This window comes from Streptomyces sp. NPDC030222 (genome assembly GCF_055573115.1).
Map to the genome: position 1 here is coordinate 159963 of NZ_JBVICA010000014.1, position 20297 is coordinate 180259.

Consider the following 20297-nt stretch of genomic DNA (forward strand, 5'->3'; position numbering starts at 1 on the left):
CGACGCGACCGGCAGTGTCCGCGGCATGGGCGTTGCGGCAGCGGGGGGAGACGATGAGCGCGCAGGTGCAGCCACGGCGGTGGCCGCTGGTGGGCCGTGAGCGGCAACTGGCCGAGTTCGACAAGGTGTTGGCGGACCCTGGGTGCTCCGGGTTCGTGGTCTTTGGTGCGGCCGGGGTAGGGAAGACGAGGCTCGCCGAGGAGTGCCTGGCACGTGCGGAGGCCGCCGGGTACGCGACCCGCAGGGCTGTGGCCACGGCCGCCGGGGCCGAGGTGCCGCTGGGGGCCATCGCCCACCTGGTGCCCGACGGGGTGGATCTGTCCGATCCCGTGTCCGGCTTCACGGCGACGGCCCGACTGCTCTCCCAGACCTGTGCGAAACCTTCCCATCTTCCTTCCCGGTTCGTCGTGCTCGTCGACGACCTGCATCTGCTGGATCGGGCGTCGACGATGCTGCTGCGGCAGATGATCGACGCCCGGGTGATCTTCCTGCTGGGAACGGTGCGCTCAGGAACGCCTGCCGGGGACGCAGTGGAGGCGCTGGCTCAGGGCGATGCGGCGCACCCGGTGGAACTGGCGGAGTTCGGCAGGGACGACGTCGAGATCCTGCTCCAGACGGTGCTCGGCGGGCCCGTGCAGCGGCTCGCCCTCCAGTCCCTGTATGACGCGAGTGGTGGGAACGCCCTCTACCTACGGGAGCTGCTGCAGGGCATGATGGCCGCCGGCCAGCTCGTCCGCAATGGCGAACTCTGGGCGATGACGCCCTGCGACCAGATACCGGTCGGCAGCCGTCTGACGGACCTCATCCGCCGACGGCTCTGCGGAGCCTCCCCTTCCGGCCGCCAGGTGCTGGACACCATCGCGCTCTGCGAGCCGTTGTCCCTCGAACGTCTGACGGTCGACGTGGAGCCGGGCGTCCTGGACTCGATGGAGCGGTCCGAACTGATCGTTGCGGTCCGGGACGGGCGGCGGACCTCGGTGAGGCTTGCGCATCCGCTGTACGGAGAGGTGCTGCGCGCCGACATGCCCATGCTGAGGCGCCGGGAAATCCTGCTGCGTCAGGCGGAGATGCTGGAGAAGTCGGGGGCCCGCCGCCGGGAGGATGCCATGCACCTGGCGTCGTACCGGCTGGCGGCGACCGGTACCGCCGATCCCTTGTTGCTGGTGCAGGCGGCCGCTATCGCCGTCCACGCCCGCGACCACCCCCGGGCGCTGGACTTCCTGCACGCGGTGCCGGAGGAGCACCGCACCTGGCAGGTCGAATTGCTGCTCGGCAAGACGCTCTTCGAGATGGCCGAGGCGGCACAGGCTGACACCGCTCTAGCGCGGGCCGACGCCCTCGCCCACAGTGAGCACGAGGCGCTGGCCGTCGCGCTGGTCCGCACCCAGAACTTGATCTGGGGTCTGGGGTCGGCCATGGACCGCGCGCTGGCCGCAAACGACGCCGCTCGCGATCGGGTGACCGGCCGGTGCGGCCTGCGCATGCTGGCGGCCAACGAGGCCAGCATCAGGTTCAGCGGGCTCGACTTCCACGGCAGCCTCGCGTTGCTGGGAGACGTGGAGAGCGACGGCACAGCGGTGCCCGACCTGCCGAGGTGGCTGATGGCCGCGACCACCAAGTCGATGGTGCTGTCATTCCTCGGGCGCGGTCCCGAGGCACTGGTCTGGGCGGAACGAGCCCTGGTCGTGTGCGAGCAAGCCGACAGCGAGCAGTACTCGCTGGCCACGGACCCCTCAGCCATCCAGTCCCTGCGTGTGCTCGCGCTGGCGGAGAGCGGCCGGCTGACCGAGGCTCGCGCACTCGGCGAGCGGGTGTACGAAGAGCTCACCAGAACCCCTGCGTACCTCCAGCGCACGCTCGTGGCCCTGCACATGGGCCGCGCCGAGCTGTTCGCCGGTCACCTGGCATCCGCACGCCGGTGGTTCGCAGAGGTCCTCCGGGCACTCCGCTCGTACACCATGATCTCCCGGTCCATCGCGACGGCGGGACTGGCCGCGTCCGCCGCCATGCAGGGCGATGTCGAGGCCGCCCACTCGGCCCTGGAGGAGTACCGGGGTATCCCGCGCCAGGTGGACTTTCCGGAGGAGCGCATCGCCGAAGCCTGGGTGCATATCGCCCAAGGCGAGCTGAGCCGGGGGCGCGCGCTCCTCAGGGCGGCCGCCGGTGACGCCGAGGAACGACGCCTCCACGGGACCGAGGCCATTCTCCTCACCGAGCTGGCCCGGCTCGATGGGGCGTGGGAGGCAGCGGGCCGGCTCAAGGAACTGGCCGGATCGGGCCACGACACTCCGTTCGTCGCCCTCCGCTCCCGGTTCGCCGCGGCACTGGCCGCCGAGGACCCGGCCGCGCTCATCGATGTGGCGGCGGATCTCGAGCAACAGGGCGCGGACCTGCTCGCCGCCGAAGCGGCGAGCACCGCAGCAACGCTGTGGCAACGGGCTGGAGACCTGCGCCGCGCCGCCGCAGCCTCCGCCACGTCAGCGGCCTGTGCAGAGCGATGCCAAGGTGCAAGGACACCAGCACTCCTGGCGGCGCAGACCCCAACGCCGCTGACCTCCCGGGAGATGGAGATCGCCCTGCTGGCGTCCCAGCGCCTCACCAGCAAGGACATCGCGGCCCGTCTGACCCTCTCGGTCCGCACCGTGGACAACCACTTGCAGAGTGTCTACGCGAAGCTTGGCATCACGAACCGCCGGGAGCTCGCGGAACGGCTGGGGAAGACCGCGGGGGCCCGACGTCGGTGACTGAATCGCGCACCCGATCACAAGCAGTGCCCCCGCGTTGGGTACGGCCACCTCCACCCTGCGGTAGAGACCGGTCCGGGATGACCTGCTGGCGGCGGCTTGCCACGTGGAACGAGGCCGGCGTGTGAGACAGACCTCACGCCGTCCTGCTGGCGAAGCTTCGGTTCGCCAAGCAGCTGGACTTGGTCCCGGGCGTGATCGACTACAGCTATGTCCGGGCCACTCGATGTGGCGCGCCAGTTGATGTCGCGCCATTCGAGAACGTCGCCCTCCGGTCCGTTCGCCATCTCGTCCGCGTCGGCTTGCGCCTGCACGTTCGCCATGGCGTCTAACTTGTCCTTCGGTTCCGGCATCGTTCTCTTCGTCTCTCCACAAGCTCACCTGGCCTCCGTCAGCACCCTTTCGGGTCCGGCCATCCGCCCGTACCCGGCTGGCCCCGCAGGCCAATACGACGTCTTCAGCGACGTCCGGTACGGCGTCCCCCGCCGGAACTCACCGCGTAGAGCGGCCTCCAGACGCACTCAGCTCGGACCAGCCATCGTCCGGTCCCGATACGGGTTCCCCATCCTTGGTTACCGGAGATTCGGGTATGCATTCCGTGCGATGGACGGGGTAGTGGCGGCTGCGCCCGAAGGCGCGCCGAGGTTCACCGACACCCTGCGGGCCGCCCGCCGCAGCGTTACCGCTTCATCAGGGATCTTCCGCCTGAGCAACCGGTTACCGCGCTGGTGCGGCTCCGCGACGACCTGTTGGCACCGCTTCTGCCACAACGCCGACTCCACAGCCAGCCTCGCGTGGTGAAAAGCAAAATGTCCCACCACCGACTCAAGAGACCCGAGCAGGGACACCAGCCCCAGCCGACCACGACACCGGCTGAAGCCATCGTCATCCACACCCCAGCCGCCTCGGACCCATAACGCAACGGCATTGGCCCTTGCCGGCCCTTCCACCGTGTTCCAGGAGCATCGAAGTCGACCGTGCACCGCCGCTTCCTGATCTGGTGACGGGCCGGCGCCTTGGGCGGCTGCACCAGAAGCGCCCTCTTCCCATCATGCCCGGCCCCAACCCTTGGCTGCGCCGGCTACCTACCGTCCGGCTCGCCGAAAAGTGAGTAACGATCACTCATGTGATCCCGCGGGCAGGCGATGAGACTGATCCGGTTCCCTGTGCCCGTCGGCCTCCATCACCGCGACGGGACCAGGGGGCCCGCCGCGCCCGCCACGGGGCGAAGTGAAGAAAGGCAGAAGGCACATCGTGAACTCTTGGTCCATCCCCGGGTTTGTCGGGACTCGTGAATTGGGGTCCGGTGGCAGCGGACGCGTCGTGATGGCCGTCGACCAGTCCACGGGTGGCCTGGTGGCGATCAAGTATCTCGATGCGCGCCTGGCGGAGGAAGCCCACTTTCTCGAGGCCTTCCGCGCCGAGGCGGGACTGCTCAGGGATCTGCGGTCTCCGCACGTGGTTCGCTTCCACCAGTATGTGGAGAGCGAGGACGGCGCCGCGCTGGTGATGGAGCTGATTGACGGCCCGTCACTGCGAACGCTGCTCCGGCAGGAGGGAGCCACCAGCCCAGAAGCCGCCCTGGCGGTACTCAAGGGCTCTCTGCTCGGTCTCTCGGCCGCACACGACGCAGGGATCGTACACCGTGACTACAAGCCCGAGAACGTGCTGGTCACGGTCGATGGCGTGTCAAAGCTCGTGGACTTCGGGATCGCGGCCCGCGATGGGAGCACCCCCGCGGGTGCGGGTACCCCGATGTACATGGCGCCCGAGCAGTGGCAGGGGCAGGCGGCCTCCCCGGCCACGGATGTGTACGCCGCCACCGTCACGTTCTTCGAGTGCCTGACGGGGTCGCGGCCTTTCCACGGTCGGCATCTGGCGGAGGTAGCCGTGCAGCACCTGTCTGCGGAGGTACCAGCCCATGCCGCCCCCGAGCCGGTGCGTCCCCTGGTCGTGCGCGGTATGGCCAAGCGGCCGGTGGACCGGCCGGCGTCAGCGGCGGACTTCCTGGCCGAACTGGAGGAGTTGGCCGCGGCGGCCTATGGGGATGACTGGCACGAGCGGGGTCGCCGCACGCTCGCGCTGTGCACCGCCGGGTTGGCGCTGGGGTTGTCCCAGCTGTACCAGGGCGGGGGCGAGACAGCGACCACGTCGCTTGCCACCACCGAACTCGAGGGGCCGGAGGATGGTGGGGACGGCCGGCGGTTCGGCAGGTATCCCGGACACCCGGCCGAGGATCACAGCGTCCTTCCCGGCCGCAGCGCCATGACGGGACGTCGCCTGCGTGTCCCCGCGCTCGTGGGCGCCGGGGTGCTTCTGGGGGTGGCCGCGTTGACGACCGTCGTGGTGGGCGGTGGCTCCTCCACGCAGGTGGCGTCGTCGTCGCCACCCGAGTCCTCTACCGCGCCGGTGACCGACGAGGACCCGTCGCCGTCCGGTACGGGCCCCTCCGCGGAGGCATCAGGAACCACCTCCTCGACGTCCCCCTCCGTATCCGCTCCTTCCGGGTCTTCCTCGGGCGCAGCGGGTGCGGTCCCCGTGGGGGGAGGCATCCCCGACGAGGCGGCCCAACCCCGAGAGTCCTCGGCATCCTCCACGGACACCACCGCTCCGGCAGAGACGAGCAGCACCACGGGACAGCCGACGCCAGAGAGGGACTCCCTGGCCGTCACGGGTGCGGAGATCACCTCCCTGCGAGCGGCCTCGGGGCGGGCGGCTGACGCCGGGCTCACCGTCACCACGACCAGCACCGAACCGGTCACCCTCGCCTTGACCTGGTACAACAGCGACGTGAGCGGCACCCCGGGGGAGCAGGACGGCGTCACAGAGACCCACGTCCTTTCGGGACGCACCTCCTACACTCTCTCCTATCAGCACACGTTCCGTTCCGACAGATGCCCGCGGCATTGGGGCCTGCGGGTATCCACCACACCAGGGGCCGCATCGGGCCAGGCGTATCAGGACACGGACGCACTCGCCTGCATCATCGAATTGCCCGAGCTGGGCTGAACGCCGTACCTGGAGTTGGCTGCGATGCAAGATTCCCACGACTGGCCCACACAGCGCCTTGGTCTCTGTCCGGCGCATCCGCCGCCGCAAGGCCCCTCCGACGACGGCCCGGAGTACCTGACGACCGGCTGGAGCATCGGCTCCAGCGGCTCCGCCGCCCCGCCCAACGTCGAGGTCTCGACAGCCACGACGGTGTGGAAGACGGGTGTGTACCCCCTGAACCCTGACGGCCACGGAGAGGGGCCGACGCTGCGCCTGCCCGACGAGGAACGGGGCAACGACCCGGTCACCACTGTCTGGCGGGAGGGGCCTTCGGTCAGCCCTGCGCATCGGCGCCCCAAAAGCTCGAGGATACGGCGGTGGGTAGTGCCGATCCTGCTTGCCGGCGCCGTGACCGCGCTCGTCTTCTGGCTGCGCGCCTCGCCGGAGCCGGCTGTCACCGGGGTCACCGTCCATGCCGAGCCGACCGAGGTGGGCTGCGACGGCACCGCCGAGGTCGTCGCCACGGCGAGGACCAACGGTGCCCCCGGCGTGATCCGCTACCGCTGGGTGCGCAGCGACGGCACCGTGTCCGGAGCGCTGTCCCAGTCCGTCTCAACCGGCCAAGAGGAAGCGCGGCTCATCCTGCGTTGGAGCTTCGACGGCCGGGGGACACAGCAGGCCCGCGCCGTCGTCGACATCCTGTCCCCCACACCGCACACGGCCTCGGCATCCTTCGCCTACCGCTGCCGCTGAGACCCGTGTCTCTCGCCGCGTTCAGGGGACCGAGCCGCCGTTCGCCATGCGGCTGGCTGGTCTGGCTGTGAGGCCGCACCGCCCCGCGGGGCAGCGCCATCCCGTGACCCGTGCGGGGCGGCGGCCACGCGACCTGTGCGGCCCACCCCCATTCCCCCGTCGGCCGCAGTGTCCCTCGTCGGCGTACCCGGGGGAAGGTGCTCGGCTCCATGCGGATGAACGGGCTCTGGTCTGAAGTGGCCAGGCACTGGTCGGCACTCCGCTGCTGTCGGTTCGGGGTGGGTTGCGTCTTGGGAAGTGGTCTACGGGTTCCCACCTGATCCGGGCGTTTGGCCTGGCGTCGGAGTGAGGGCTCGGATATGAGAACGGCCACCGGCTGATCTTCGAGATGTCGAAGCTCGAAGGAGATCAGCACGATGACCGCACCCGACAGTCTGCCCCTGCACGCCCTCGCCGAGGAGAATCTCGCCGCGGCGAGTCCCGATCTGCTGCGCGCGATGATCAAGACGTTCGCCGACGCCCTCATGTCCGGCGAGGCTGACGCCCTCTGCAACGTCGAATACGGGCAGGTCAGCGACGAGAGGGTCAATCACCGCAACGGCTACCGCCCGCGCGAGTGGGACACCCGCGCCGGGACCGTCGAGCTCGCCGTTCCCAAGCTGCGGCAGGGCAGTTACTTCCCGCACTGGCTTCTCGAGCGCCGCCGCCGGGCCGAGCAGGCCCTGATCTCGGTGGTCGCCACCGCCTACCTGCTCGGCGTCTCCACCCGCCGGGTCGAGAAGCTCGCCGAGTCCCTTGGGGTGACACAACTGAAGAAGTCCCAGGTCAGCGCGATGGCCGAGCACCTGGAGGAGCAGGTCGCCGCCTTCCGCAACCGGCCCCTGGAGGCCGGCCCGTACTCGTTCGTCCGGGTCGACGCGCTCACCCAGAAGGTCCGCGAGGGCGGCCGGATTATCAACGTCCACGCGCTGATCGCGGTCGGCGTCAACGCCGACGGCCACCGCGACATCCTCGGCCTGGACGTCGCTACCGCCGAAGACGGCGCCGGCTGGCTCGCTTTCCTGCGCTCCTTGATCGCCCGCGGCCTTTCCGGCGTCCAGCTCGTCATCTCCGACGCCCACGCCGGCCTCGTGGATGCGATCGGCGCAGTGCTGCCCGGTGCGTCGTGGCAGCGCTGTCGCACCCACTACGCGAGGAACCTGCTGAGCCAGGAGCCGAAGTCGGCCCAGCCCTGGGTGACCACGCTGCTGCGGACGGTCTTCGAACAGCCCGACACCGACGCGGTCCAAGCACAGATGCGGCACGTCCTGGACGCGCTGGAGGCCAAGTTCCCCAAGGCCGCTGCCCACTTGGACGCCGCCCAGCACGACCTGCTGGCCTTCACCGCCTTCCCGCGGGAGATCTGGCGGCAGATCTGGTCGAACAACCCGCAGGAGCGGCTGAACAAGGAGATCCGCCGCCGCACCGACGTGGTCGGGATCTTCCCGGACCGCACCGCCGTCATCCGGCTCGTCGGGGCAGTCCTGGCCGAGCAGAACGACGAGTGGACCGAGGCCCGCCGCTACATGGGCCGCGAGCTCCTCGCCAAGGCCCGACTCCACCCGATCGAGTCAGAAACCGACGAACCCACCATCCCGACCGAACTCACCGCATAGCCTCAAAACGAGATCACCGAGTGGCCGTCGATACACCACTCCAGCGGACGTGACCTGGATGCCCCCGGCCCCGCAGGACGATTACAGGGGCGGCCGCCCGTGGGCCGATGAGAGGTGAAAGGGGCTGCTAGGCGTGCTGGAGCCGACGGCGGAAAGCCCATTCCGACAGAGCTAGAAGATCACCCCGCGGAAGCGATCTGAGGCCACACACTGTCCCTTCCGATGGCGAGCTTGCTTTGCGGCAGATTGCTGGCGTAACACGACCACTGCGCGAAGCAGAGATTCACGGAGCGCGCCATGTGCGAGTAGTAGGGAGATCCGTAGCCGCTCCAGGAGTTCACCGGGCTGCCCACAGGCGCGAACACCGCGTCGGTGAGCAGGCCCTGCGGGTAGACGACGGAGGACTTGTCGGTGAAGTAATCCAGTCGATCGTAGGGACCGTAGGTGATGACCCGAGTCGCCTCGTTCCCGGAGACCTGGTTCGCCGTGCACCATGAGAACTTGTGGTGCCAGGTGTAGATCTTGGTCCCCAGGTAGCTCCACAGTGTGAGCGGATAGTCCACCGAGCGACACATCTGTTGGAAGCTCGCGAGATCAGCTGAGTTCACGGTCGCGGACATTCGGGTGGCTGCCGCAGTCTTCCCGGTCGGCGCTGCGGCCTTCGTGACCGTCGGCGTTCCCCGTTCCAGCGAAACCGGAACAGACCTGGACAGCTGCGCATCGTTCTTGATGATCTCAAGGTCGGCCGCCGTGGCCTTGCCGTTGACGGCATGCTGGATGGCAGTGGCCACCTCCCTGTCACTAGGCTGGTCTGCAGCCAGGACCGGCTGAGCGCCTGCGACACAAAGGACGGCAGTGGCCCCCATTGCGGTGGCCATGACACGGGTTCTCAAGGCTCCTCCATAGGTTTGATTTGCCTGATACAGAAGCGATCCCTGACGCGCTTCTGCTGAGTGACGAGCCTGCCGGAGACCAATCCCGAACTGATGAGCATGTGTTACTCAACTGGAGCCCGTGCACCCGCTCAACGGGATGACGCTGATTACACGACAGCACGACGGGCCCTGCGAATGAGAATGCGCCTGCCCGGCGATGCCGGGCAGCGCAGGCGCGCTCAGGAGCTGTGCAACGCCCTGTCGGCCGGACCCACGTCAAAGCCGGTGAATCGGACCGTCAGCCCGCCGCGCTGCGGTGAACAGCAGAACGGACCCGCCGCCGCCATGGCATCGGGCTCGAGGGGCGCCACCCGTATGAGTCGCCAACGTTCGTTCGCAGCGCGCGCTCGAATGATCAGCGCGTCACCAGAACGGCTGGCGCGGACGGTCACTGACTTTCCCGCCCAATCAGGGGCAGGAGCCAATGACCAGTCGGACACGTCGCGGGTAGCCACTGCCCCAACATGGACCAGACCGTCCGTGAACTCCAGTCCGGCCTTTGTCCACACCTCGTCGTTCACGCGAATCATGAGCCCAGCCTGGTCGTAGAGAGCTTCGAGGTCAGTCTTGAAGGTGACTTCCACGGCCGTGTCAAGAGGGAAATCCCTGAGCAGCGCATGCCCGTCGTCCCGGACGAATCCGTAGGACGTGTGACGCCAAAAGTCGCCGCCACTGGCCGTGCTGACAATCAGATCGCCGTCGTCCTCGGCCACGAACGGGGGGCGGTTCAGCCATGCCCCTTGAGTCCAGGCCACCCGCCGTATTCCAGTCATCTCGTCTCCGGTTCGAGTCAGTCGTTGGGGCCGGCATGACGCCCGCTACGCCCCGCCGATCCTCCGGCGCTACAGCCCCTGCCTCTCCGGTGGGGTCGTCATCGCCCCGCGCAGGAGTGTTCCGCCGCACCAGTTCCCTCAGGCCCTCGAGGCCTTCCGCGTTTGCGGCAGGGGTCGGTCACGATCTCAGAGACGACAAGGAAGGCGACTTCAACCAGGGGCCGAGTCCGTGCCGGCTTGTCGGCCGTCCACACCCTGCGCTCCCAGGGGATGCAAGGCATCAGGGTCACCCCCAACATGTGCCTGTCGCCTCGACGCATGGCGGCTTTCACGCTGCGCTACGTTGAGTAACGTAGGTGACGCTCTTCGTTTCACTGACCCACCTGCGCGTGCGCCTGGCGGGTGTGCATATGGCTCTTCCCGACTCGGACGTGCGTCCGCGACGGACGCACGATCTGGGGCGCCGAGAGCATGGGGACGGCAGCCACGAGACCTCGGGGTCAGTGTTGGGGGTTTCCCTGATGCTTGCCACGCCGCCTCAGGCCACCGTGGGAACCGTTCGCCGAGCAGTTGGCACGCTTCGCCTGAATACCACCGACTTGATGCCTCACCCGAATCAGGAGAACTGCTGTAAGGATCATGAAGAATGAGCCCCGCGTTTGAGAGCCATGCCGACGATTTCGCCACGAACGACCTGTCGATCACGCTTCATAGTGTCCGCGCCGAAGGCTGGGAGCGTCTCCCCCGAATCCATCACGCGACCCACCGAGACGAATGAAACGCCTCTGTCGGCAGGGAGACATTCCTCCGCCTCGCCGATACGCCCAAGCACGAGGACTCGTCGACGGGGTGGGGCCGCGGCACGGACCGGGACAGACGGTTGTCACATCGCCGTCCTCTGTTTCGTCCCACCCGTGCAGGGCGCACAAGAGCCGCAGCCTCACGAGGACTCACCACGAGGAAGACCGTCTTGGTCATCGGCGCCACCGGAAGCCTGGGAAGCGTCCAACGGAGATCGCGCCGCGCTCTGAACGTACTCAGCCGAATCAATCCAAGGAGCATGGCAACCTTGTCCGCACGGCTTCAGTCGGATCCGGTGACAGGGCAGTGGCCCTATGTCGGCCGTGAAGCAGAGCTTGACGCCGCTCGCACAGCACTGAGTTCGCCACGATGCCAAGGAATCGTCATCCGCGGCATCGCCGGGGTGGGAAAGTCACGACTGGCTGAGGTGGTCTGGGCCGGGGCCATGCAGTCCGGCCGTCGCGGTGGCAGAGCGACGGCGACGAGGGCGGCTGCCGCCATCCCGCTGGGCGCGATCGCCCACCTTCTCCCGCCCGGCCTGGACCTCTCCGACGCTCCAGCCGCCGTTCATCATGCATCTGCCGCGCTGGGCGGCGGAGGGCGTCGCGGCAGATACGTTCTGCTGCTTGACGATCTCCATCTCCTCGACTCGCCGTCTGCGACACTGCTCGCCGGCCTGTGCCACGCGGGAGCGCTGTTCCTTGTGGCAACCGCGCGCACCGGAGAAGGCCCGTCTGCAGCGGTCTCGGCTCTGGACAACGTGGACAGCACCACGCGGATCGAGTTGGCGCCTCTGGATCACCGCGATAGCGAGTCGATTGTCACCGCCGCTCTCGGTGGCCCCGTGGAGCATCGTACGAGTCTCCTGCTGCACGAGACGAGTGGGGGCGATCTGCGGATACTGCGGGAACTGGTGTGCAGCTCTTTGAAAGCCGGACGTCTCACGCGCAGCGGTGAAGTCTGGCGGCTCACGGGACCGCTCACCGGGACGCCATGGCTTGCCGACCGTATCGAGGAGCAGCTGGACGGATTCGGTGCAGAAGGGCGGCGCATCCTGGAGTTCTTGGCCCTTGGACAACCGCTCAGCCTGAATGACCTGACAAGCCTGGCCCATGCTGAAGCCCTGGATGAGCTCGAGGCCGCCGGCATCGTCAGGGTGCGGTCTGACGGTCGCAGAACCGCCGTGTCACTGACCCAGCCCCTGTTCGGACAGGTGCTCCGGGAGCACCTGCCGACCGCCGTGCGCCACACGCTGCTGTCCGCTCTCACCGAACGGGTCAGCACCTGCGGAGCGCGGCGGCGAGAGGACCCGGTGCGCAAGGCGACCTGGCAAATGGCAACGACGGGTACCGCAGATCCGGAGAGCATCACACAAGCTGCCGTGACGGCCCATCACAGCCGGGACCACGCCAAGGCGCTGACGCTTCTGGACATGCTCCCCCAGGAGCAGCGCAATGTGGCTACTCAACTGCTCGCCGGGGAGGCATTGTGCGAACTCGGTCGCTTTGAGGAAGCAGAAGTCCTCCTCGCCGACGCATCCGCGCACACGGTAGGAGAAGAGTCTCGACTCGTCTTGACGATCAGGCGCACCCAGAACCTTCTGTGGGGCCCGGGCCGCATCCGGCAAGCGCTCGACGTCAACGCCGAAGCACGTGCCCAGACGGCCGACCCCACCATACGGCGAGCGTTGACCGTCAACGAGGGCGCCATACAGGTCATCGCGGGTCGGCCACAGCACGGGCTCGCCCTGCTGACCGACGCCGGGCAGATCCAAGAGGAAGAGATCCGGTCGTACGGACTGTGCCTGAAGGTCCTGGCGCTGGGGACGATGGGCCGTACAACCGCAGCTGTACACCTGGGGAGGCAGATCTGCGAGGCACACGTGCCCACCTGGGAGGCGACCGTCCGTCCTCAGCCGGCGGCAGCGCTCTCCGCGCTCACTCTCGCGTTCGCCGCCCATGGAGATCTCGAGCAGGCCCGCAAGACCGCGGAGCGTGGTCATGCCATGGCCGTCTCGGCGGGAGCAGTCCAGTCAGGGGTCTGGCTCTCCTACGTGCTTGCCAGGACCCACCTGCTGGCCGGGCGGGCGGCTGACGCACGTCGCTGGTACGCCGAAACGCTCGCTGTCGCCGAGGATCTGGGCATGTCGATCGTGCTTGCCCTCGCTGCCTCCGGTCTCGCCGCCTCGGCTTCGTTGGCCGGGGACATCACCACCGCCGAGTCGGTCGTGGACAACTTCGCCCCGCATCCTTCCTTTGCCCTACTCACAGGTGAGGACTGTCTGGGCGCAGCGTGGCTCCAGGCAGCGCAAGGGGATCTCCGGGCGGCTCGCTCCGTCTTGCTCGAGGCTGCCGTGCGAGCCCGTGAGAGTCAGAACGTCACCTCGGAGGCCATGCTGCTCACCGATGTCGCACGTCTCGGTGGAGCCACCGCGGTGACGGAGCGGATGGACGAGCTGGCCGACCAGTGTGACGGGCCCTTCACCACCTCACGAGCCCGGTTCGTCGCCGGTCTGGCCATGGCCGACGCCGATGCGCTGATCGCCGTAACGCGGGAGCTGGAAGCCATCGGCGCCGTACTCCTCGCAGCTGAGGCCTCGGCCAGGGCCGCTCAGGTCTTGCGTACCCGAGGCTGGTCCCGACAGGCCTCTGCAGCCGCGGGCACCGCCGGTGCTCTTGCCGACCGCTGTCAGGGCGCCCTCACTCCGCTCCTGCGCATGGCGGGAACCCCGGTGGCCCTGACCAAGCGGGAAAGCGAGATCGCGCTGCTGGCTTCCCACGGCGTATCGAGCAAGGAGATCGCGGCGCGCCTGGTGCTGTCGGTGCGCACCGTCGACAATCACCTTTCGCGCGTGTACACCAAGCTGGGCGTCACGCGTCGGCGGGACCTCGTGGGAGCGCTCGGCCGATTCGAGCGAGCCTGCGTCGCCCCGGACAAGCGTGGTGCCTGAGCAGCGACGGCGGATAAGGCAGCCGTCCTGCCGCCACAGTTCCTGCGAGGCATCAGCACCCGCCACGCCCCGGCACTGACCGTCGTGCCAGATCGCGCACCGTCCATTGCGGAGTGTGTTCAGGGCTGCCGTGCTCATGCGAGTCCATACACTGAACCCGTGGGTCGACCTCAGAGTCACCGCCGAAAGCCGCTGCCCACGCCCTCGCCCACTGCTTCGAGTCGCGGAGCAGCCCAGCGCCACGGCATCCGGATCCCCTTGCCTCGATGGTGGAGAGGCTGAACATGTCGAGCAAGACCAAGCGCCCGTCCTGGGAAGGCAGCATGCCGCTGTGGGAACGCGACACCGAGATGGAGTCGCTGAGAGAGGCCATCGAATCCTCCTGTGCCGGCGAAGGTCGCGTCGTGGTCGTCGAGGGCGCTGCCGGAATCGGCAAGACAGAACTGCTCAAGGAGGCGGCTCGCACGGCGGCCGCATCAGGGGTGCAGATCCTCAGAGCACGCAGCACGCACCTCGAGCGGAACTATGCGTTCGGAGTAGTCCGCCAGCTACTGGAGCGGCCACGTGGGCACCGACGGGCGACCGACGAGCCCTGGATCCATGAAGATGCTTTGAAGCCGGCCCTCGCGGCATTGGCCATGGCCAACGAGCGGTACGGGGCCGAAGGCGACTTCGCCGTCATGCACTCGCTCTACCTGCTCCTCCAGCAACTCGTGGCCACGCAGGGAACCACAGCACTCATCATCGATGATCTCCACTGGGCCGACGCCGCATCGCAGCGGTTCCTCGCTTACCTCCTGCCTCGCATCGACTCCGTCCCTGCCCTGATCATCCTCAGCACCCGGCCCGCGAGCGACACGGATGACACGGTGCTCGCGCACCTGATCAGCGACCCCGTCTGCGAGGTCCTGCGGCCCCGCCCGCTCAGCCTCAGCGCCGCCACCGCGCTGCTGCAACAGGCTGTGGGCCATGCTCCCGAGGCCGGCTTCATGCAGCTCTGCCACCAGGCGACGGGCGGCAACCCACTGCTGCTTGCGGAACTCGGACGCGTGCTGAAGGCCGAAGGCCTGGCGCCGACAGAGGAGAACGCCCAGGCGGCCATGAGGCTCGGAGCCTCAGCGGTGAGCCGCCGGGTGGAACTCTGGCTTGCCCGACTGCCCCAGGCGGCCACCCGTGTCGCCCACGCCGCCGCGATCCTGGGAGGTGATGCCACCCTCAGCCGGGTCGAGACCCTGGCCGCTGTGGACGTCACCGAGGCGATGAACGGGGCGGAGGCACTTCAGCGCGCCGAGCTGACGAAGGCTCCCGCTCGCCCTTCGTATGGCTTTGACGCCCCGGTGATCGAGTTCGTCCATCCGCTGGTCCAGGCCGCCGTGTATGAGAGCATCCCGCTCGGACCGCGGACGAAGGCGCACCTGGACGCCGCTGACGTCCTGCAGCGCGAAGGCACGCCTGCGGAGCGTGCGGCAGCTCACCTGCTCCTGACCGCCGGAACCGGCTCACCGGCCCACGCGCAGATTCTGCGCACCGCCGCCGCGGACGCAATGCGTCGGGGATCTCCGCACGCCGCATTGGAGTATCTCAGGCGTTGCCGGGCCGCATCCTCCCCGGATGAGGACACGCCAGCACTCCTGAGGCAGCTCGTTGCCGCAGCCGAGCTCGTTGATGTCTCTGCTGCCATCCACTACCTGCGGGAGCTGCTCGCCATGACCAGGGACCCGGTCGAGCGGGCCACTCTCGCATGCCGTACCAGCAACGCGCTGTCGAGCCTCGGTCAGTGGTGCGAACTCGGAAGCATGGCTCAGCAGGCAGTGGACGAACTCGCGGGCTGCCCAGCAGAGGTCCGTCCCTTCCGTGATGCCCTCCAGGCAGCCGTGGTCGCCGCCTCCTTCTTCGGGGAGAGCGAACCGCAGCACCGGCGCTCGCTGGCCTTGCTCCAGCAGGAACCTCCACGAGCCGGATGGGGCGGGCGAGCGCTGGACGCCGTCCTGGCGGCCGTAGAGGCTCACACAGGGTCCCCGGCGGCCATCGAACGCGCTCAGCGCGCGCTCCGCGGAAGGGAACTCCTCCAGTGGGGAGGCGACGGTGCCGTGTATGCCGCTTGGTTCACTCTCATCGTCGCCGAGGACCCCAGCGTGTCCCTCCACCTCGAGACGGCACTGCGCGAGGCCACTCGTCACGGAGCGGTACGCACGATGGCGGCCGTCCGCGCCACGCGAGCCCTGGCTGCGCTGTTCCGGGGAGATGTAATCGCGGCGGAGAGCGACGCCGAAGAGGCGATGCGCGCTGCGACTTCCGCCCAAAGCCCCTTCATGTACCTGCTCGCCGCACACGTGCGCATGGAAACCGCCATTGAGCGAGGACAGCTGGATCAGACGCAGTTGCTGTCCGCCCCGCCGGTGAGCGACGCCGTTTCCTCTCCGTTCACCATCTACACCGCTCTCGTGAAGGGGACTCACTGCAGAGTGCTGCAGGCACGCCGGGAATGGAAGGCCTCGGCCGAAGCCTGGCAGTCGCTGGGTGCCGCATACGCCGCAGTCGGCGGTGCCAACCCCGCCGTACTCCCCTGGCGTTCGGCCGCAGCCCAATGCTTGCGTGAGCTGGGGCGCCTTGAGGAAGCCCGCTACCTGGGCGAGGAAGAAGCAAAGGCCGCGCACCGCTGGGGCGCCCCCGGGCCGTCGGGGCGCGCTCTGCGACGCCTTGCAGCCCTGCGACCGCAGGAAGAGGCCCTGGAGCTCCTCGAAGAGTCCGAACGCGTACTCACAGGCTCAGCTGCACGATTGGAGCGGGCCCGAACCCACGTGGCACGAGGAATTGCGTTGCGTGACGGCGGATGGCGCAAGGAAGGACGCCGCCTCCTGTCCCTGGGACTGGAAGAGGCCCAGTCCTGCGGGGCCTCGGCGTTGGCCGAGGAGGCCCGGCGAGAACTGCGGCTCGCCGGCGGGCGCCCACCCCGAGTGGCGTCTGTCGGCCTGTCGTCCCTGACACCGCGCGAGCGGCGGGTCGCCGAACTGGCTGCTGAAGGCTTGAGCAATCAGGAAATAGCCGCTTTGCTATTCATCACACCCAAGACCGTCGAGGCACACTTGGCGGCGGTGTATCGCAAGTTGCACGTCACACGGCGGCAACTCATTGCCAAGGACTTGCGCCATGGCGGCACGCACCCCCCAGCCTAGCAGTGCCAGATCGTTGCATGTGACACCGAAGCCGCTGCCGCAATCATTGCATTCCGCAGGGTAGGAGTGAGCCCTCTCGGACCTGTTGTGCGCTCGTCCGACCGTTCCGATCCATCTCTCCGCAGAGGACCGGCGCCACATCACCCGTCATCTGACTGCGCACCGCCGACAGGTCGGCGGCGCCGCAGGGCGGGGGGAGGTGAGTGACCTGCTGAGCGGCGATGAGAGGGCTGCCCGCCGGAGGACGGAGGCGTACGACTGGGTCGGTGAACGCGGCCGGGTGTCCGGGCGGGGCCGTCGCGTTCCCCGTCCGGGCAGCACGGGCCACTCTCAGTTGAGGGCAGCTGGTCGGTCAAGGGCGGTGCCAGTCCTGTCGCATCGCCCAGTCGCGCAAGGCCGTGGTCCCCACCTTGACCACGGCCGAGTTCGGTGCCGGAGCTAGTGGTGCTTCCTGCGGGGGTGGGGTGTAGGCAGCAGCGATGCCAGCGGCGGCTTCGGCTCCGAGGTGCGGGCCAGCATCTGTTCGTATTCGCCGGGGTCGATGCTGCTCCATCGCAGCTCGCGCCCCGGCGCGGCGGCGAGTTCGGTGGGGACTTGTTCCCCGGTCATGGCTTGAGGGCCCCACGATCTGCAGGGTCGGCGGGGCAACGGCTGTGCTGAGCTCGGCGATGGCGGCGCCCAGGTCATCCAGTGCCACCCAGGGGACCGGCTGTTCTGCGGGCAGCGGGTAGGCGACTTCCCCGGCACCCACCCGCGGGGCCGACCAGGAAGCAGCCAGATTCTCCATGTAGGTGAGTGCAGGCGCGATCACCGTGGCGACCTCGACGGTTTCCGGCAGTTCCGCGATCAGCAGGGCCCGGGCATCCACGAAGGGCACTCCGACAGACGCCATGCTCTCGTGGGTGAGCAATACCACCCTCATCGAAGACTGTGGCCGATCCCCGGCGGCAGTGAAAGCGTGTCTCCCGGAGCCCGGACATTCATCGGAGGAAGCCCGCCCGGCACGGTCTTCTTGGTCAGCCACAGCAACAAGTCGACCAGGGGCCCCTGCGACCGCGTCCTGTGGCCGAAGAAGGGCGAGCTGCTGATGGACGGCCCGACGGACGAGGTCATCAAGGCGTGGGAGAAGGAGACCGGGAGTAACTCCCGGTTCTCGTGGGCCCGCATCTGGGGCCCAGGCCCCGGGGGACGTGACCGGTACCGTCCACCCGTGTATCCGTCCTCGATCGCCGGCGGGGCTCAGAACGAACGAGCCCCGTCAGGCGATCGAGGCGTCAGACGGCGACCGGGGTCCGCGGCTCCTCCGTGGGGGCCTCGCGCAGGCCCACCCGTGCGTACAGCCTGCGCAGCGCCTTGGGGGCGTACCAGGCATGCCGCCCCAGCAGACGCATCGCCGCAGGGACGAGCACCCCGCGCACCGCGACCGCGTCGATGACGATGGCCAGCCCGCTGCCGATCCCGAACATCTGCAGGAAGCTGATGTTGCTGGTCCCGAAGGCGAAGAAGCTCACCGCGAGCAGCCCGGCAGCCATGCTGACGATCCGCCCGGTGCGCGACAGGCCTGCCGTCACCGTGGTCGTACGGTCCGCCCCGGTGTCATGCAGCTCCTTCATCCGGCTGGTCACGAAGACCTCGTAGTCCATCGAGAGACCGAACGCGACGCAGAAGAGCAGGACGGTCATCGAGGTGTCGAGCGGCATCGGCGTGAAGCCGAGCAGCGAGTCGAGGTGGCCGTCCTGGAAGACCCACACCATCGCGCCGACGGCCGCGGAAAGGCTGATCATGTTCAGTAGCAGCGCCCGCAGCGGCTGCACGACGCTGCCGGTGAAGAGGAAGAGCAGCACGAAGGTCGACACCGCGATCATGCCGATGGCGAGCGGGAGCCGGTCGGAGATGGCCGCCTTGGAGTCGACCAGCCGCGCGTCGTCGCCGCCCACCAGGGCGTCGGTGCCCGCCGGCGCGGGCACGGCGCGGATGTCGCGGACGAGGTCCTGGACCGCGTCCGACTTCGGTGCAAGTGAGGTGACGACGACCAGGCGCTCGGCGTCGGGGCGGCCAAGTGGCGCGTTCTGCGGGGTGGCCCGCCCACTCGCGCCGTCCGTGTACGTACCGCTGCTCGCGTCCACGCGGACGACGCCGTCGAGCCGGGACAGCTCGGTCGCGTACGCGGCGAGCTGCCCGGACGCGACCGGCCCCGTCGTCACCACCTGTACGGAGCCGGTGTCGTCGCCCGCGAAGTCCCGCTGGACGGCGGTCGCGACCTGACGGCTCGCCGCGCTCTCGGGAAGCACCCGCTCGTCCGGGGTACCGAAGGTGACGCCCAGCAGCGGGCTCGCGGCCACCAGCAGGACGGCGAGCACCGGGAGCGCGGTCAGGGCGGGCCTGCGCATGACGGCGCCCGCGAGGCGTCCCCAGAAGGGCGCGTCGGGCCGCTGCACCGGCGCAGTCCACGGCAGCCGACCCTTGTTGACCCGGTGTCCGAGGAGCACCAGCAGCGGCGGTACGACGAAGAGGGCGGCGAGCACCGCGACCACGACGACGCCGATGCCCGCGTACGCGAAGGAGCGCAGGAAGAACGGCGGGAAGACGAGCAGCGCGGCGAGTGCCCCGGCCACGGTGGCGGCCGAGAACACGATGGTCCTGCCCGCCGTTCGGACGGTAGTCACCACGGCGTCCTCGACCTCATCACCGGCCGCAAGCTGCTCGCGGAAGCGGCTCACGAGCAGCAGTGCGTAGTCGATCCCGAGCCCGAGCCCGAGCGCGGTGGTGAGGTTGATGGAGAACACCGACACATCGGTGAGCGAGCCGAGGACGGCGAGCTCGGCGAAGGTCCCGACGATCGCGATCAGGCCGATGACCAGCGGCAGCAGGGCGGCGACGAGGCTGCCGAAGGCGAGCACGAGCAGCACGAGGGTCACAGGGACGGCGATGGCCTCGGCGATCGCCAGGTCCTTGCCGACCTGGCGGGTCACGTCGTTCCCAATGGCGGCCAGCCCGCCCGCTCGCACCGAGACCCCGTCGCGGTCACCCGCGTACGTGTCGGTCAGTTTCCGCGCACGGTCGGTGCGCTCGTCCTCCGTGCCGGTGACATGAGCGGCGACGAGCGCCTCGTCGCCGTCCTCGGATGCGAGCTGCGGGCTCCGGGCGTCCCAGTACGAGACCACATTGGTCACCGTGGGGTCGTTCCTGAGCCCCTCGGCGATGGCGCGCCCGCGCGCCTCGACGGCGGGGGACGCCAGGCGCGCGTCCGCCGATCCGTCGGGTGAGACCAGGAAGACGAGGTCGGCCTGGCCGCCGAACTCCTTGTCGATGAGGGCCTGGGCCCGTGTCGAAGGCGCATCGGGGTCGTCGAAGCCGCCTCCGAGCAGCTTGCCAAATGCTCCGGTCCCGAGCACGGCCATGACGGCGACCGCTGCCGCGGCCACTACGAGTACGAGGCGCGCGCGGCGCAATGCAAGCGCGGCGATACTGGTCAACGGGGGTCCTCCCCTTGCGTTCCCGCCGATGTTTACGGCGTTA

At 68.7% G+C, this 20297-nt stretch carries 10 protein-coding genes and 1 pseudogene; 7 read left to right on the forward strand and 4 right to left on the reverse strand.

Annotated features, from left to right (window positions below):
* Positions 1-53 precede the first annotated feature (53 nt).
* From ACZ4Z5_RS21275 to ACZ4Z5_RS21290, 4 genes are all read left to right on the forward strand, one after another.
* Entirely contained in the window at positions 54-2744 is a 2691-nt protein-coding gene (locus ACZ4Z5_RS21275) for a LuxR C-terminal-related transcriptional regulator (protein ID WP_468264968.1), read from the forward strand.
* Positions 2745-3998: 1254 nt separating this feature from the next.
* Entirely contained in the window at positions 3999-5753 is a 1755-nt protein-coding gene (locus tag ACZ4Z5_RS21280; RefSeq protein ID WP_468264970.1) for a serine/threonine-protein kinase, read from the forward strand.
* 366 nt (positions 5754-6119) lie between these two features.
* Entirely contained in the window at positions 6120-6488 is a 369-nt protein-coding gene (locus ACZ4Z5_RS21285) for a hypothetical protein (RefSeq protein ID WP_468264972.1), read from the forward strand.
* A gap of 416 nt (positions 6489-6904) precedes the next feature.
* A complete protein-coding gene (locus ACZ4Z5_RS21290) occupies positions 6905-8143 on the forward strand; it encodes an IS256 family transposase (protein ID WP_468264974.1) in 1239 nt (412 codons plus the stop codon).
* A 179-nt stretch (positions 8144-8322) separates the two neighbouring features.
* On the opposite strand, the gene ACZ4Z5_RS21295 is transcribed toward ACZ4Z5_RS21290, so the two are convergent.
* A complete protein-coding gene (locus ACZ4Z5_RS21295; RefSeq protein WP_468264976.1) occupies positions 8323-8934 on the reverse strand; it encodes a hypothetical protein in 612 nt (203 codons plus the stop codon).
* A gap of 323 nt (positions 8935-9257) precedes the next feature.
* On the reverse strand, positions 9258-9851 hold the full coding sequence (locus ACZ4Z5_RS21300; RefSeq protein ID WP_468264978.1) for a DUF1349 domain-containing protein: 594 nt from the start codon (positions 9849-9851) through the stop codon (positions 9258-9260).
* A 1060-nt stretch (positions 9852-10911) separates the two neighbouring features.
* Here ACZ4Z5_RS21300 and ACZ4Z5_RS21305 point away from each other — a divergent pair.
* Positions 10912-13602, forward strand: coding sequence for a LuxR C-terminal-related transcriptional regulator (locus ACZ4Z5_RS21305; RefSeq protein ID WP_468264980.1), 2691 nt, complete (start codon positions 10912-10914; stop codon positions 13600-13602).
* Positions 13603-13886: 284 nt separating this feature from the next.
* Positions 13887-16778 (forward strand): ATP-binding protein, encoded by a 2892-nt coding sequence (locus ACZ4Z5_RS21310; protein WP_468264982.1) that lies wholly within the window; start codon positions 13887-13889, stop codon positions 16776-16778.
* A gap of 438 nt (positions 16779-17216) precedes the next feature.
* On the opposite strand, the gene ACZ4Z5_RS21315 is transcribed toward ACZ4Z5_RS21310, so the two are convergent.
* Entirely contained in the window at positions 17217-17387 is a 171-nt protein-coding gene (locus tag ACZ4Z5_RS21315) for a hypothetical protein (RefSeq protein WP_468264984.1), read from the reverse strand.
* Positions 17388-17778: 391 nt separating this feature from the next.
* Between ACZ4Z5_RS21315 and ACZ4Z5_RS21320 the strand changes: the two are divergent.
* Positions 17779-17916: pseudogene (locus tag ACZ4Z5_RS21320) on the forward strand (ABC transporter ATP-binding protein); the annotation flags it as partial.
* 136 nt (positions 17917-18052) lie between these two features.
* Here the strand turns inward: ACZ4Z5_RS21320 and ACZ4Z5_RS21325 are convergent.
* Positions 18053-20245, reverse strand: a complete 2193-nt coding sequence (locus ACZ4Z5_RS21325; RefSeq protein WP_468265052.1) for an MMPL family transporter — start codon at positions 20243-20245, stop codon at positions 18053-18055.
* Positions 20246-20297: the final 52 nt, after the last annotated feature.